Raw genomic sequence first — 15,333 nt, 5'->3', positions numbered from 1 at the left:
CGCGGCGCGGCCGTCCGGCCGCGCCGTCCTCAGCTTTCCAGAGCGCGCAGCCGGCGGATCAGGCTGGACGTATCCCAGCGCCCGCCGCCCAGCTTCTGGACATCCTTGTAGAACTGGTCGACCAGCGCCGTGACCGGCAGGCTCGCGCCGTTGTTGTCGGCCTCGCCGAGGCAGATGCCGAGATCCTTGCGCATCCAGTCCACCGCGAAGCCGAAATCGAACGTGTCGTCGATCATGGTCTCGTAGCGGTTGATCATCTGCCAGCTGCCGGCCGCCCCGCCGCCGATCACGTCGACCACCGCGCGCCCGTCGAGCCCCGCTTTCTCGGCGAAATGCAAGCCTTCGGCCAACCCCTGGACCAGCCCGGCGATGCAAATCTGGTTGACCATCTTGGTCATCTGTCCCGCGCCGCTTTCGCCGAGCCGCTTGCAGAGCTTGGCATAGGCGTCGATCACGGGTTCCGCGCGCCCGTAGGCGTCGGCGTCGCCGCCGCACATCACCACGAGCTGGGCATTCTCGGCGCCGGCCTGCCCGCCCGATATCGGCGCATCCACGAAGGCGATTCCCGCGTCCCCGGCCGTGGCGTAAAGCTCGCGCGTGACGTCGGCCGACACGGTCGTGTGATCGACCAGGACGCTGCCCGCCGCCATGCCGGCAAACGCCCCGTCGGGCCCGGTGCAGACCGCTCTCAGGTCATCGTCGTTTCCGACACAGGTCATGACGAAATCGGCGCCCCGCGCGGCCTCGGCCGGCGTCGGCGCATGCGCGCCGCCATGCGTTGCGGTCCAGTCCTCCGCCTTGGCGGCGGTGCGGTTGTAGACCGTGACATCGTGGCCGGCAGCCGCCAGATGCCCCGCCATCGGGTAGCCCATCACCCCGAGACCCAGAAAAGCGACATTCGCCATGCGTATCCTCCCTTGCGTTTGCGCCGTGCGGCGTTTCCAACTACCTAAACTGCTGACGCATCACCCTCAACTGGCGCGAGTCGCATGGCAAGAACCTTCCGCTGGCTTCTCCGGACCTTCCTGGCGCTGTCCGCGCTGGGGCTGGTCGCGGCCTTCCTCGTCTACTGGCTCGCCGGCCGGTCGCTGCCGGACTACGATGCGCGTCACGACGTGACCGGCGCCGAGGGCCGCATCGAGATCGTCCGCGACAACCACAACGTTCCCCACATCTTCGCCGGGACCGACGCGGACGTGTTCTTCGGGCTGGGCTTCGCGCATGCGCAGGACCGGCTCTGGCAGATGACCATGCTGCGCCGCACCGCGCAGGGCCGGCTCTCGGAGCTGTTCGGCAGCCGCACGGTCCGCACGGACGAGCTGCTGCGGCGCTTCGATCTCTACGGGCTGGCCCGGGATTCCGTGGCGGCGCAGGACGCCGAGACCCGCGCCGCGCTCGAGGCCTATGCCGCGGGCGTCAACGCCTGGATCCGGCGCGTCAACGACGAGGCGCTCGGCCGCGGCGCGCCGGAGTTCTTCCTGTTTTCGAACCGTATCGCCCCCTGGCAGCCCGCCGACAGCCTTGCGGTGCTGAAGATCATGGCGCTGCAACTCTCCGGCCACCTGAGCGAAGAGGTGCTGCGCGCCCGGGTCTCGCTGATGCTGGCCGACGCGCGCGTGGCCGACATCATGCCCGACGCGCCCGGCGAGGGGGTCGCGGCGCTCAGCGACTACGCCGCGCTGTTCCCCGGCCTGCCCCGCTATGCCGCCCTGCCGGAGGCGCCGCGCGATCCGCTCTCGCCGGTGCCGGAGCGCGGCTTTGCCGGGGCGTCCAACGCCTGGGCGGCCGCGCCCGAGCGCGCCGCGGCCGGCGGCACGCTGCTGGCCAACGATCCGCATCTCGGCCTGTCGGCGCCCTCGATCTGGTATCTCGCCCGGCTCGAGCTGTCCTCGGGCGGGGTGATCGGCGGGTCGATTCCCGGCATGCCGCTGATCCTGACCGGGCGCAGCGCCCGGCTCGGCTGGGGGCTGACCTCGTCCTACATGGACGACCAGGACGTGTTCATCGAGCGGCTCAACCCGGACAATCCGCAGGAATACCTCACGCCCGACGGCTACGTGCCCTTCGAGACCCGCAAGAGCCTGATCGAGGTCAAGGATGCCCCCGCGGTGCCGCTGACCCTGCGCTGGACGGAAAACGGCCCGGTCTTGCCCGGCAGCCATTACGACCTGGCCGCGGTGACACCCAAGGGTCATGTCGCGGCCATCGGCTGGACCGCGCTGGACGCCGCCGACACCTCGATGACCGCCGGCCTCAGGCTGATGCGGGCCGGCAGCGTCGCGGAAGCCCTGGAAGCCGGCGAACTTTTCGTCGCGCCCTCGCAGAACCTGACCATTGCCGATACCGACGGGGTGGCGATGCAGATGGTCGGCGCGATGCCCGGCCGCCTGCCCGGCCATCGCACCAGCGGCCGCCTGCCCGCCCCCGGCTGGCAGGAGGTGAACCGCTGGCAGGGCCGCCTGCCCTATGCCGTCAACCCGCGTTTCACCGATCCCGCCGGCGGGATCGTCGGGAACACCAACAACAAGGTGATCGACCGCGATTTCCCGCTGCATGTCAGTTTTGCCTGGGGCGACACCCAGCGTATCCAGCGCTGGCTGCGCCTGATGAAGAACCGCGAGGTTCACACCCGCGACAGCTTCATCGAGGGCCAGCTCGACACCGTGTCCTTCACCGCGCGCGCACTCCTGCCGCTGATCGCACGCGATCTCTGGTTCACGGGTGACCCCGCCCCGGCCGGGACGCCCGAACGCCGGCGCCAGCGCGCGCTCGACATGCTGGCCGACTGGAACGGCGAGATGAACGAGCACCTGCCCGAGCCGCTGATTTACGCCGCCTGGCTGCGCGAACTGCAGAACCGCCTCTCGCAGGACGAGCTGGGCCCGCTCGCCGCCGAGTTCACCCATCCCGACCCGGTTTTCATCGAGCGCGTGTTCCGCGACGTGGACGGCGCGGCCGCATGGTGCGACGTGGCCCAGTCCACCCGCCGCGAGACCTGCACCGATATCGCGCGCCTCGCCCTGGACGACGCGTTGATCTGGCTGGCCGAACGCTATGGCGAGAATGTCGAGAGCTGGCGCTGGGGCGATGCCCACCAGGCGCGCCATGATCACCAGGTGCTGGGCGAGCTGCCGCTCCTGAACTGGTTCGTCAACATCCGCCAGTCCACCAGCGGCGGCGACAACACGCTCTTGCGCGGGCTCACCGTGGGCCGCGGTCCCGATCCCTTTGCCAATGTGCACGGCGCAGGCTATCGCGGCGTCTACGACTTCGCCGATCCCGACAGTTCCGTCTTCGTGATCTCGACCGGGCAGTCGGGTCATTTCCTGTCCCGCCACTACGACGACCTGGGCGAGCTCTGGCGGCGGGGCGAATACATCCCGATGTCGCTCGACCCCGATCTCGCGCGGGCCGCGGCGGTCGGCATCACGGTGCTGCGCCCGCGCGACGGCTGAGACGGTTCAGAGTTTCTCGAAACGCCGCGCCTGGGTTTCGGTCCAGGTGACCGTCAGGTCGAGCCCGTCCTCGGTCTGCGCCTCGTCCTCGACCACCCCCTGCTGGTAGAGCCAGGCGCGTTTCCGGCCCTCGGAGAAGCCGAGATGCAGATGCGCGGTGCTGACCGGCTCGGCCAGCGCCGCGTCGACGGCATCCTGGAGCGCGCCGATCCCGTCGCCGGTCCAGGCCGAGGCTGCCAGCACCTGTGGGTCGCGCGCCGCCCGCGCCTCGAGCGCGGCGCGGTGGTCGGGGGCGACGCGGTCAATCTTGTTCCAGATCTCGATCATCCGGTCGGCCCGGTCGCGCGCCACGCCGAGATCGTCGAGGATCTCGCGAACATCGGCGGCCTGTTCGTCCGTTTCGGGATGCGAGATATCGCGCACATGCAGGATCAGGTCGGCGTCCAGAACCTCTTCGAGGGTCGCGCGGAAGGACGCGACGAGCTGCGTCGGCAGATCCGAGATGAAGCCCACCGTATCGCTCAGGATGACGTCGCGGCCGGACGGCAGGGTGATCGCCCGCATCGTGGGATCGAGCGTGGCGAAGAGCATGTCCTTGGCCATGACATCGGCGCCGGTCAAGCGGTTGAAGATCGTGGACTTCCCGGCATTCGTGTAGCCCACCAGGGCAACCACCGGATAAGGCACCTTGCGCCGGGCGGCGCGATGCAGGCCACGGGTCTTGGCCACCTTGTCAAGCTGCCGGCGAAGCCGCACGATCTGCTCGTCGATGGCGCGGCGGTCGGCCTCGATCTGCGTCTCGCCGGGGCCGCCCACGAACCCGAGACCGCCACGCTGGCGTTCGAGGTGGGTCCAGGCCCGGACGAGCCGGGTCCGCTGGTAGCTGAGCGCCGCCAGCTCGACCTGCAACACGCCCTCGCGGGTGCGGGCGCGGTCGGCGAAGATCTCGAGGATCAGCCCGGTGCGATCCAGCACCTTGACCTTCCATTCGCGTTCGAGATTGCGCTGCTGGACCGGCGTGACGGGGCCGTCGACCAGGACGAGCCCGATCTCGGCCGCCTCCAGCCGCGCGCCGAGCTCGGCGATCTTGCCCTTGCCGAACAGGTAGCCCGCCCGCGCCCGCGGCAGCGGGACGATTTCGCCGCCGACAAGCTCCACGTCGCCGAGCGCCTCGGCCAGCGCCAGCGCCTCTTCGAGCGCATAGGCCGGGTCGCGGCGCTCCGGCTCGTTCTGGATATCGGGGTGAAGGACGTAGGCGCGCACTTAGCCCCCGTCCGAGACGCGCGCCATCAGCTGTCCGCGTCCCCGTCGTAGAGATTGATCGGCTGCGCGGGCATCACGGTCGAGATCGCGTGCTTGTAGACGAGTTGCGATTGCCCGTCGCGGCGCAGAAGTACGCAGAAATTGTCGAACCAGGTGATGACACCCTGCAGCTTGACACCGTTGATCAGGAAAATCGTCACGGGAACCTTGGTCTTGCGAACGTGGTTCAGGAATGCGTCTTGCAAATTCTGTTTATCGGCGGCCATTCTTCGTTGCCTTTTTGTCTTGTCTGCCTTGGCGGCGGCAGCCCGTTGTTATGCATCGCGCCCAAATATGGATGGGAGCGAGCGGAATTTCCACCCGAATCATGGGGATTTCTCGGTCGAAACTGTCGCGCCGGGCGCTCTAGCGCCAGAAATCCGGGTTCAGCAACGCGATAATCACCAGCGTCTCCAGCCGGCCGAGAATCATTGCCCCGGACAGCATCAGCTTTGCCGCGTCGGTCAACGTTCCGTAAGACAGCGGCGTCTCGGCCGCGAAGGTCGCCACCGGCCCGGTGGTCGACAGCGCCGCGATCGAGAATGTCAGCGCGCTCTCGAAATCCAGCCCGGTCAGCGACAGCATGATCATCAGCAGCCCGACCGAGATCAGGAACAGCATGAAGAACACCCAGGCGATCTGCGCGCCCTCGCGGCGGATGCGGCGCGACTGCACCCCGGCGCCCCCCACCGACGAGGGATGGACCAGCTTTTCCATCTCGCGGATCCCGTGCTTGTAGAGCGCGTGCACCCGCAGCAGCTTCACCCCGCCGGCGGTGGTGGCGACCCCGCCCCCGGTCAGCGCCAGCCCCATCAGGATCAGCCCCGGTGTCTGCAGGCCGGACCAGTCGCGCGCGGCCACCCAGTCGAGGCTGGCATAGCCGTGCGTCGTCAGGAAGGACAGCACGGTGAACACCCCGCCCCAGAGCGCGTGCAGCCCCTCTATCACGCTCTCGTCCTCGTTCACCTCCAGCGCCCCGATCCAGTGGCGCAGGAACAGCACGGCCGGGATCAGCAGCACGATGGCGACGGCGAGCTGGAACTCGCGATCTGCCCGCAGCCGCGCCAGCGTGCCGAGCCGCAGGCCCTCGGAGAAGGTCGCGCGCGAGACGGCGAAGAACAGGAAGACGAAGATCAGCGCCTCCCCGGCGAGCCCGGCTTCGGCATTGGCCAGCCCCCCGACCGGGGAAAGCCCGCTGGTCGAGATCGTCGCCATCGCGTGGCAGAGCGCCACCAGCGCGCTTTCGCCGAGGATCAGCAGCCCGACCCAGAGCACGAGCGTCAACCCGCCATAGATCGGAACGAGCTTGACGGCAAAGCGGGTCAGCCGCTCGGTCGCGTCGGCCACGCGGATCTGCGCCCCGGCGCGCACCTGCTGGCTGGCCGGCCCGCGGGCGAAGACCTCGAAACCGCCGAGGTTCAGCGGCGCCATGATCGCGATCGCGCTCAGCCAGAACAGGAACCCGCCGAGCCAGGCGACGAGCCCCTTCCACAGGTGCAGCGTCGGCGCCAGCCGCCGCGGATCGTCGAAGGCGCTGGCCCCGGTCGTGGTCAGGCTGGCGACCATGTCGAAATAGAGATTGACGAAGCGCGCGTCGACCACGACCTGGGCCATCGGCAGCGCCAGCACCGCCGGCAGCGCGACGAAGCCAGCCACCAGCGCCAGCAGGTGGCTCCTGGCGGAATTCTTCGGATGATACCCCAGCGTGGCCAGCGCCATCATGCCGGTCAGGAACAGGCCCAGCGTGCCGTGATAGAAGAATGACCGCGCGATGTCGTAATCGCCGGCGACGGCGCCATGGATCGCGGGCACGTACATCGCCAGGAGCGCCACGCCCAGCAGGATGACGAACAGCGGAAGATCAAGCAGCGCGCGCATCGGCTCAGAAAAAATCGATCGAGACCTGGAGCAGCCGCTCGACCTCGGCCACGTCCGCGGCCATGGCGAACAGCGTGATGACGTCCCCCTCCTCGATCCGCATGCTGCCGGTCGGGCGCACGACCTTGCCCCGTTTCATCAGCGCGCCCACCAGCACGCCCTCGGGGAAGTCTATGTCGCGGATCTGCTGGCCGGCGATGGGCGAGGTCGACAGCACCTGCGCCTCGATGACCTCGGCCTCGGCGTCGCCGATGGAATAGATCGCGCGCACCCGCCCGTGGCGGATATGGCGCAGGATCGAACTGACCGTTGTGATCCGCGGGTTGATGAAGGCGTCGATGTCGAGCGGCTTCATCAGCGAAGTCAGCGACGGATCGTTGACGAGCGCGATGGCCAGCGGGCAACCCGCGGCCTTGGCCCGCACCGAGGCCAGCAGGTTCGTCTTGTCGTCGTCGGTCACCGCCAGGACCGCGTCCGCACGGGTCACGTTGGCCTCGTCGAGCAACTCCATGTCGAGCCCGTCGCCGTTCAGCACGATCGTCCGCTCCAGCGCGTCGGCCGCCCGTTCCGCGATGGCCCGGTTCTTCTCGATCACCTTGGCGCGGATACGTTCGGCGCGGGCCTCCAGCCGCTTGGCGACACTGAGCCCGACATTGCCGCCCCCGATGATGATCACGCGTTCCTGCTTTTTCGTGGACTTGCCGAAGATCTCGAGCGTGCGGTTCAGATCCTCCGTATGGGTGAAGACGTAGATCTGGTCGCCGGGGAAAAGCTGGTCTCCCGGATCGGGGGTAAAGAGCGTGTGGTCGCGGCGCACGCCCACCACGATGGCCCGCAGCGTCGAGAACAGCTCCGACAATTGGCGGAGCGGCGTGTGCAGCACCGGGCAGGTCTCGTCCAGCACCAGCCCGATCAGCTGCGCCTGGCCCTCGAGGAAGCTCTCGGTATCGAAGGTGGCCGGCGCGGACAGCCGCTGCAGGGCGGCCTCGGCCACCTCGCGCTCGGGGCTGATCACCACGTCGATCGGCAGGTGGTCGCGCCGGTAGAGATCCGAGTAGATCGCGTTCAGATAGCTCTGCGCGCGCAGTCGCGCGATCTTGCGCGGCACCGAGAAAACGGAATGGGCCACCTGGCAGGTGACCATGTTGACCTCGTCGGAATGGGTCGCGGCGATGATCATGTCCGCGTCGCGCGCACCGGCGCGGTCGAGGATGTCGGGATAGGAGGCGAAGCCGGTGATGCCCTGCACGTCCAGCGTGTCGGACGCGCGGCGCACCAGATCCGGGTTGCTGTCCACGACCGTGACATCGTTGCGTTCCGAGGACAGGTGGCGCGCGATCTGCCACCCGACCTGGCCGGCCCCACAGATGATGACCTTCATCACGGTCTCCCGAAAACGGTCCAGGCTCCCCTCTTGGCAGAGCCCGCGCGGGGGGTCAATTCCCCTTCAGATCAGGCCTCGTCGGTCTCGTGGTCCTGGATTCGCGCCACCCGCGCGCCCCCGCGGTTGGTGGTGACCACGTTGAGCGACTTGAGCTTGCGATGCAGCGCCGAGCGTTCCATCCCGACGAAACTGGCCGTCCGCGAGATATTGCCGCCGAAACGGTTGATCTGGGTCAGCAGGTATTCGCGCTCGAACAGTTCACGCGCCTCGCGCAGCGGCAGCGTCGCGATGGACCCGGACAGCGACAGGCCCGAGCCCGAACCCGCCTCGGCCTCGACCGTGGGCAACTCGCGCGCCTCGATCGGCCCGGTGCCGTCGCCCAGGATCAGGACGCGTTCAATCACGTTCTTCAGCTGGCGGACATTGCCCGGCCACGGCATGGTCTGGAGCAGCGCCTCGGCCTCGGAGGACAGCTCGCGTTTCGGCAGGCCCTGGCTGCGGTGGAACTCGTCGATGAAATGCGCCGCGAGCACGGGGATGTCTTCCAGCCGTTCCTCCAGCGCGGGCACCTCGATCGGGACGACGTTCAGGCGGTGATAGAGCTCCTCGCGGAAGCGCCCTGCCTGAATTTCAGCCATCAAGTCCCTGCTGGTGCTGGAAATAACGCGAATATCCACGCGCACCTTGTCGGCACCGCCGACACGCTGGAACTGTTGTTCGACCAGGACGCGCAGGATCTTGGACTGGGTGCCGGACGGCATGTCGGCCACCTCGTCGAAGAAGACCACGCCGCCATGGGCCTGCTCGAGCAGGCCCGGCTCCACGCCGCGCTCCGCCGTCTCGCGGCCGAAGAGCACCTCTTCCATGCGCTCGGGCTCGACCGAGGCACAGTTGATGCTCATGAAGGGCGCCCCGGCGCGGGTCGAGCCGGCATGGATGAAGCGCGCCGCAACCTCCTTGCCCGCGCCGGAGGGGCCGGACAGCATCACCCGTCCATTGGATTTCGTGACTTTCTCGAGCTGGGATTTCAGCCCTTTGAAGGCGGTGGAACCGCCGATCATCTCGGCCGTGGTCACGTCGCGGCGGCGCAGTTCCATGTTTTCGCGCCGCAGCTTGGCGGCTTCCATGGCGCGTGAAATGACGACGAGCAACTGGTCGATATTGAAGGGTTTCTCGATGAAGTCATAGGCGCCCTGCTTGATCGCGGCGACCGCGATCTCGATGTTGCCATGCCCCGAGATGATGACCACCGGCACATCGGGGTTGTCGCGCTTGACGGTCTTGAGGATATCGATCCCGTCCATCTTGCTGTCCTTCAGCCAGATGTCGAGCACGATCAGCGCCGGGGGCTCGGTGTTGATCTCGCGCATGCAGTCCTCGGAATTGGCGGCCAGCCGCGTGGCATAGCCCTCGTCGCCGAGAATGTCCGATATCAGTTCGCGGATATCCCGCTCGTCGTCCACAATAAGAATATCGCTCATGTTCTTTCCCTGCCGGCCCTCAGGCCACATGCCTCCCTGTCAGTCCCTTCTTGCGCGGCGTCGCGCGCGGCAGCGTCATCCGCGCCAGCGCGCCGCGGTGATCGGCGCCCTCGAAGACCGGTGCGTCCAGCAATTCGAGCGTGCCGCCGTGTTCCTCGACGATCTTCTTGACGATCGGCAGACCGAGCCCGGTGCCCTTCTCGCGCGTCGTCACATACGGCTCGAAGAGCCGCGAGCGATCCTCGGGCAGGCCGATGCCGTTATCGGCGATGGTGACCTCGATCCGCGACTCCGACTGGCGGACCGCGACGCGGATCTCCGGCTTGATATCGTCACCGACTTTTTCCTTATAGCTTTCAATGGCCTCGCCCGCGTTCTTAATAAGGTTTGTCAGCGCCTGCGAGATCATGGTCCGGTCGATATCCGCGGGCAGCGGCCCCTCGGGGCAGTCCAGGGTCAGCTCCACCTCCGGCATGCCCTCGCGCTGCAGGAAGACGGCATCGCGCACCAGCGCCGCCAGGTCATGCTCGTTCCGGTCGGGCTCGGGCATGCGGGCGAATTTCGAGAACTCGTCGACGATCCGGCGCAGGTCGTTGGTCTGGCGCACGATCACGTCGGTGTATTGTTCCAGCGCCGCCGCCTCGTCGCCGGCGAGCGGGCGAAACTTGCGCCGCAGCCGTTCGGCCGATAGCTGGATCGGCGTCAGCGGGTTCTTGATCTCGTGCGCGATGCGCCGGGCGACGTCGCCCCAGGCCGCCATCCGCTGCGCGCTGACCAGGTCGGTGACGTCGTCGAAGGCCACCACGTAGCCTTCCAGCCGGCCGGCGGTGTTGCGCCGCGTGGCGATCCGCACCAGCAGGCTCTCGAGCTTGCCGTCGCGCGAGACCTTGATCTCTTCCTGCGCCACCTCGCCCCCGCCCTGGCTGATCGTCTCGAAAAGGCCGGCGAATTCCGGCACGGCGGCACGCAGGGCCACGTCGCTGTCGCGCGCCTCGTCCAGCAGCAGCAGCCGCATGGCCGAGCGGTTCATGAAATCGAGCCGCCCCTCGGAATCGAGCCCGATGACCCCGGCGGTCACGCTCGAGAGCACGCTGTCGAAGAGACGCCGGCGCCGTTCGGTCTGGCGGTGGCTGTCGAGCAAGGCGTCCCGCTGCCCCTTGAGCTGGCGCGTCATCTGGTTGAAGAGCCGCCCCAGCATGGCGATCTCGTCGTCGCTGTCCGCGACCTTGACCTGCACGTCCAGGTCGCCCGCGCCGACGCGCTGGGCCGCGCTCGCCAGCCGGCCCACCGGGCGCGACAGCCGTTCGGCGAACCACAGCCCCAGCCAGATCGCGGCAAGGATGAGGATCACTGCAAAGCCGAGATACAACAGCCCGAATTCAAACAGCAATCTGCCACGCTCGTTTTCCAGTTGCTGGTAGAGCCGCACGGTCTCCTGGGTTTCATCCAGCAGGTTCAGGATCTGCCCGTCGACGTTGCGCGAGACATAGAGATACCGGTCCGCCCAACTGTCGAGCGCGATCAGCGCGCGGAACTCGTTGTTGTCCCAGTCGCGGATGATGACGGTTTCGCCGGCCTGGGCCCGGGAGATTTGCGCCGGGGCCGGCTCTTCGTAATCGAAGAGATAGCTTCGTTCGCCCCGCGCCCTGAGATCGCCGCCCCCGTCGATGACATAGGCCTCGCGCAGCCCGCGCTGGATTTGGGCCTGGCCCTGGGTCAGCAGCTGGCGCAGCTCGCCGTCCGACAGGAACTGGGTCCGCGCCTTGGCGCGGCCGAGAAAGCCCGCCAGCGCCTCGGCATCCTCGGTCAGGTCGTCGCGATGTTCTTGTTCATAGGCCTCGGCCGCGGCCAGCGAATTGCCGACCACCTGCCGCACCCGGTCCGAGAACCATCCCTCCAGCCCGAAATTCACCGTCAGCACGGCAAAGACCGCGACCAGCACGGTGGGAATCAGCGCGATGATCGCGAAGACGCCGGTCAGCCGCAGATGCAGGCGCGAGCCTGCGGACTTGGCGCGGCGGGCCGCGACCATGCGCGCGACCCGCTGCAGCACCAGCGCGGCGATGGCCAGCACATAGACGAGATCGGCCAGCAGGATCGCCCGCAGGCTGAAGGCACTGGCGCCGGGATCGAAGACATTGAGGATCAGGAAGGTCGCAACCGCGAGAACCGGCCCGAGACCCACCAGCCCCAGTGTCGCGGCGTTCTGGAAACGACGCTGCTTGCGCAGCCGGTTCAGACGCTCCCAGCTTACCCTGCCCGCGCGGCTGTTGCTCACGCCACCCTCTTGCCTTGCGTGCCGTCGAAGAGCCCGACCGGCGAGAGACGCCAATCGGCCACATAAGATGTTGCGAGATTACATCAATTTCCGGCGCCGAGTCACGCGAATATCGTGATCGGTGATTTTCTTGCGCAGCGTGTTCCGGTTGATGCCGAGCAGATCGGCGCATTTGGCCTGGTTGCCGCCGGTGGCGTCGAGCGCGATCTCGATCAGCGGGGTCTCCACCTCGCGCAGGACCCGCTGGTAGAGCCCCGGCGGCGGCAGCACCCCGCCATGCAGATCGAAATAGCGCCGCAGATGGGCCGCGACCGAGGCCGAGAGCTTGTCGCCCTCGCCTGCGCTGCCCACCGGCTCCATCGCGGGCTGGCCGGACAGGACGGCCTCGGCATCGGCGCGGGTGATCTCGTCCTCGGGGCTGGTGACGGCGAGCCGGCGGATCGTGTTCTCGAGCTGGCGGACATTGCCGGGCCAGCTGTAGGTCTTGAGCATTTCCATCGCATCGGCCGACAGGGTTTTCTGGCTGAAGCCGTCGCGCCCGATCCGAACCAGGAAGTGCTCGGTCAGGAGCGGGATGTCGTCGACCCGCTCGCGCAACGCCGGAACGGTCAGGGTCACGCCGCTCAACCGGTAGAACAGGTCCTCGCGGAACGCGCCGTCATCCATGCGCCGGGACAGGTCCTGCTGGGACGTCGCCATGACCCGCGGGCCGCTGTCGCCGAAACTGTCGAGCATCCGCACGATGCGCAGCTGGGCCTCGGCGTCGAAATCGCCCACCTCGTCGAAGAGGATCGATCCCGACTTGGCCTTTGCGATCACCGCCGAGGGGCCGTCGACACCGGCCAGGTCCTCGGCCGAGGCGACGACGAAGGGTTGCGTCCGCCGATCGCTGAAATCGTGAATCGCACGCGCAATCAATGATTTGCCGGTGCCGCTTTCACCGCTGATCAGTACCGGCAACTCGGCGTTCATCACCCGTGCGACCAGGCGGTAGAGCGCCTGCATCTGCGGCGTGCGGCCGACCAGCGGCAGCTCGTCCTGCTCGGCGTCGGCCCGTGTGCCCGGAACGGCGCGCGCCGGTGCCCGGCGCCGCGCCTGCAGCGCGCGCGCGGCGCGCTTCATCAGGTCCGGCAGGTCGAAGGGCTTGGGCAGGTAATCATAGGCCTCTGCCTCCTCGGCCTGGATCGCGGTCATGATCGTGTTCTGCGCCGAGATCACGATCACCGGCAGCTCGGGCCGGTCGGCCGAGATTTTCGGAAGCATTTCCAAGCCGTTGCCATCCGGCATGATGACGTCGGAGATCACCAGGTCGCCGCGCCCCTCGCCGACCCAGCGCATCAGCGTCGTCAGCGACGAGGTCGCGTGCACCTTGCACCCGGCGCGCGTCAGCGCCTGGGTCAGAACCGTGCGGATTGTGCGGTCGTCATCGGCGACCAGGACCGTGCCGTCCATCAGTGTTTCTCCTGGGTCATTCGGGGCGTTCCTCTTTCGGGGCGACGGGCAGCGAGACGCGGAACACGGTGCGGCCGGGCACCGAGTCGACCGCGATCCAGCCGTCATGTTCGGAGACGATCTTGGAGACCAGCGCCAGCCCGAGCCCGGTGCCGTTCTCGCGCCCGGAGACGAAGGGCTCGAAGATGTCGCCGGCGATCTCGGGCGGCAGGCCCGGCCCGTCATCGATGATCTCCACCTGGAGCGGCACCGCCCCGGCGCTGCCGTCGGGTTTGCGCAGCCGGAGGCTGAGCTCGTAGAAGGTGCGCAGCGTGATCGTCCCGCCCTCGGGGCCGGCGGCCTCGGCGGCGTTCTTCATCAGGTTCTGGACCACCTGCAGCAGCTGGTCGGTATCCCCCCAGGTCGGCGGCAGCGACGGGTCGTAATCCTCGCGGATCGTCATCTTGGCCGCGAAGCCGAGCGCGGCCGACTTATGCGCCCGGTCGAGAATGTCGTGGATGTTGACCGCCCGCCTCTCGGGTGCGCGCAGGTTGCCGAACTGTTCCACCTGGTCCAGCAGCCCCAGGATGCGCCGGGTCTCGGCCACGATCAGGTCGGTCATCTCGCGGTCTTCCGCGCCGATGTTCATCGACAGCAGCTGGGCCGCGCCGGTGATCCCGGCCAGCGGGTTCTTGATCTCGTGGGCCAGCATCTCGGCCATGCCGATCGCGGATTTCGCCGCGCTCTTGACGCCCATCGCCCGGCCCAGCCGGCCGGCGATCTCGCGCGGGGCGATCAGCAGCAGGACCGCGTCCGACCGATCGGAAAGCGGCGCCACCTGCATGTTGCAGACGGTGGGCGCACGGTCGCCGGTGCCGACGTCGACATCGTTCATGAACAGCGCGGAATGACCGTTGCGCACGCGGGCGAGGCTGTCCTCGATCGGGGCGTCAACCATCAGCCGGTCCCAGACCGGCGCCCCAATCAGACCCTTGGCCGAGGTGTTGAAGAACAGCTCGGCGGCCGGGTTCAGATCCTCGATCCGGTCATCGGCCCCGACAATCAGCGCCGGCACGGGCAGCGACGCCCAGATGGTTTCAGAGGACGGGCCGCTCATGCGGCCGCCTCGCACGGGGCGAGGGCATCGGCCAGCCGCCTGCGGGCCCGGTCCGGATCGCTTTCGGTGAGGATCGCGCGCCGGGTCGCGGCGTCGACACCGGCCCGGTCCATGTACCAGCCGAGATGCTTGCGCGCGACCCGCACCCCCAGGTCGCGGCCGTAAAAGGCCAGCATGTCCTCGTAATGCGCCGCGACCATGTCGCTGAAGGCCGCGCCTTCGGGCACGTCGGGCGCCGGCGTGCCGAAGAGATCGGCGGCGATACGGGCCAGAAGCCAGGGTCGTCCCTGCACGCCGCGCCCCACCATCACCCCCCGCGCACCGGAGCGCGCCAGCGCCTGCCGCGCGGTCTCGGCGGAGGTGATGTCGCCATTGGCGATGACCGGGACCGAGACGGCCTCGGTGACCGCGCGGATCGCGTCCCAGTCGGCCGCGCCCTTGTAGAACTGGCAGCGGGTGCGGCCGTGGATCGTGATCATCTGCACCCCGGCCCCCTGCGCCCAGGCGGCGATCTGCGGCGCGTTCAGCAGGTCGTCGTCCCAACCCAGCCGGGTCTTCAGCGTCACCGGCACCCGCACCGCGCGCACGACCGCCTCGATCAGGCGCAGCGCGTGGTCCGGGTCGCGCATCAGCGCCGAGCCCGAGAGCCCGCTGGTGACCTTCTTGGCCGGGCAGCCCATGTTGATGTCGATGATCCGGGCGCCGAGATCCTCGGCCATGCGGGCCGCCTCGGCCATCCAGTGCGCCTCGCGCCCGGCGATCTGCACGGCAGTCCGCCCGTCGCCGGCGTCAAGCTCGGCGCGCGCCCGCACGGAGGGTTTCGCCTCGACCATTTCCTGGCTTGCCACCATTTCCGATACCACCAACCCGGCGCCGAACCGCGCCACGAGCTTTCGAAACGGAAGATCGGTGATGCCGGCCATGGGTGCCAGAAAAACCGGCGGTGAGAGCGGGATATCTGCCACTTGAATGGTCAAATGCCTAATCCTTGTGCATTTATGCCAAAT

10 protein-coding genes and 1 pseudogene are annotated in these 15,333 nt (G+C 68.1%); 1 reads left to right on the top strand and 10 read right to left on the bottom strand.

Going from position 1 to position 15,333, the window contains the following annotated elements:
- Positions 1-29: 29 nt before the first annotated feature.
- Positions 30-938: pseudogene (locus ACQ5SP_RS07620) on the bottom strand (NAD(P)-dependent oxidoreductase); the annotation flags it as partial.
- Positions 939-989: 51 nt separating this feature from the next.
- Here ACQ5SP_RS07620 and ACQ5SP_RS07615 point away from each other — a divergent pair.
- Entirely contained in the window at positions 990-3,455 is a 2,466-nt protein-coding gene (locus tag ACQ5SP_RS07615) for a penicillin acylase family protein (RefSeq protein ID WP_430937751.1), read from the top strand.
- A gap of 6 nt (positions 3,456-3,461) precedes the next feature.
- Here the strand turns inward: ACQ5SP_RS07615 and hflX are convergent, their stop codons facing one another.
- The 9 genes from hflX to dusB all read right to left on the bottom strand — a co-directional run bounded on the left by hflX (position 3,462) and on the right by dusB (position 15,249).
- Positions 3,462-4,718: a GTPase HflX gene (gene hflX, locus ACQ5SP_RS07610; RefSeq protein WP_430937750.1), complete on the bottom strand. Its 1,257-nt coding sequence runs from the start codon at positions 4,716-4,718 to the stop codon at positions 3,462-3,464.
- 26 nt (positions 4,719-4,744) lie between these two features.
- Positions 4,745-4,984 (bottom strand): RNA chaperone Hfq, encoded by a 240-nt coding sequence (hfq, locus tag ACQ5SP_RS07605; RefSeq protein ID WP_430937749.1) that lies wholly within the window; start codon positions 4,982-4,984, stop codon positions 4,745-4,747.
- 139 nt (positions 4,985-5,123) lie between these two features.
- Complete coding sequence (locus tag ACQ5SP_RS07600; protein ID WP_430937748.1) at positions 5,124-6,635, bottom strand: TrkH family potassium uptake protein; 1,512 nt, start codon at positions 6,633-6,635, stop codon at positions 5,124-5,126.
- 4 nt (positions 6,636-6,639) lie between these two features.
- Positions 6,640-8,016: a Trk system potassium transporter TrkA gene (gene trkA / locus ACQ5SP_RS07595; protein ID WP_430937747.1), complete on the bottom strand. Its 1,377-nt coding sequence runs from the start codon at positions 8,014-8,016 to the stop codon at positions 6,640-6,642.
- A gap of 71 nt (positions 8,017-8,087) precedes the next feature.
- Entirely contained in the window at positions 8,088-9,500 is a 1,413-nt protein-coding gene (locus ACQ5SP_RS07590) for a sigma-54-dependent transcriptional regulator (protein ID WP_430937746.1), read from the bottom strand.
- Between the two features lie 19 nt (positions 9,501-9,519).
- On the bottom strand, positions 9,520-11,778 hold the full coding sequence (locus ACQ5SP_RS07585; RefSeq protein WP_430937745.1) for an ATP-binding protein: 2,259 nt from the start codon (positions 11,776-11,778) through the stop codon (positions 9,520-9,522).
- Positions 11,779-11,856: 78 nt separating this feature from the next.
- Entirely contained in the window at positions 11,857-13,230 is a 1,374-nt protein-coding gene (locus ACQ5SP_RS07580; protein WP_430937744.1) for a response regulator, read from the bottom strand.
- 16 nt (positions 13,231-13,246) lie between these two features.
- Positions 13,247-14,326 (bottom strand): two-component system sensor histidine kinase NtrB, encoded by a 1,080-nt coding sequence (locus tag ACQ5SP_RS07575; RefSeq protein WP_430937743.1) that lies wholly within the window; start codon positions 14,324-14,326, stop codon positions 13,247-13,249.
- Entirely contained in the window at positions 14,323-15,249 is a 927-nt protein-coding gene (gene dusB, locus ACQ5SP_RS07570; RefSeq protein WP_430937742.1) for a tRNA dihydrouridine synthase DusB, read from the bottom strand. The genes ACQ5SP_RS07575 and dusB overlap by 4 nt, the downstream gene beginning before the upstream one ends.
- Positions 15,250-15,333: the final 84 nt, after the last annotated feature.

Source organism: Rhodovulum sp. YNF3179, from assembly GCF_050586465.1.
In the GTDB taxonomy this organism is placed as follows: domain Bacteria; phylum Pseudomonadota; class Alphaproteobacteria; order Rhodobacterales; family Rhodobacteraceae; genus CAJXYS01.
Note: the sequence above shows the minus strand (reverse complement) of the source record. Positions and strands in the feature narration are given on the sequence as shown.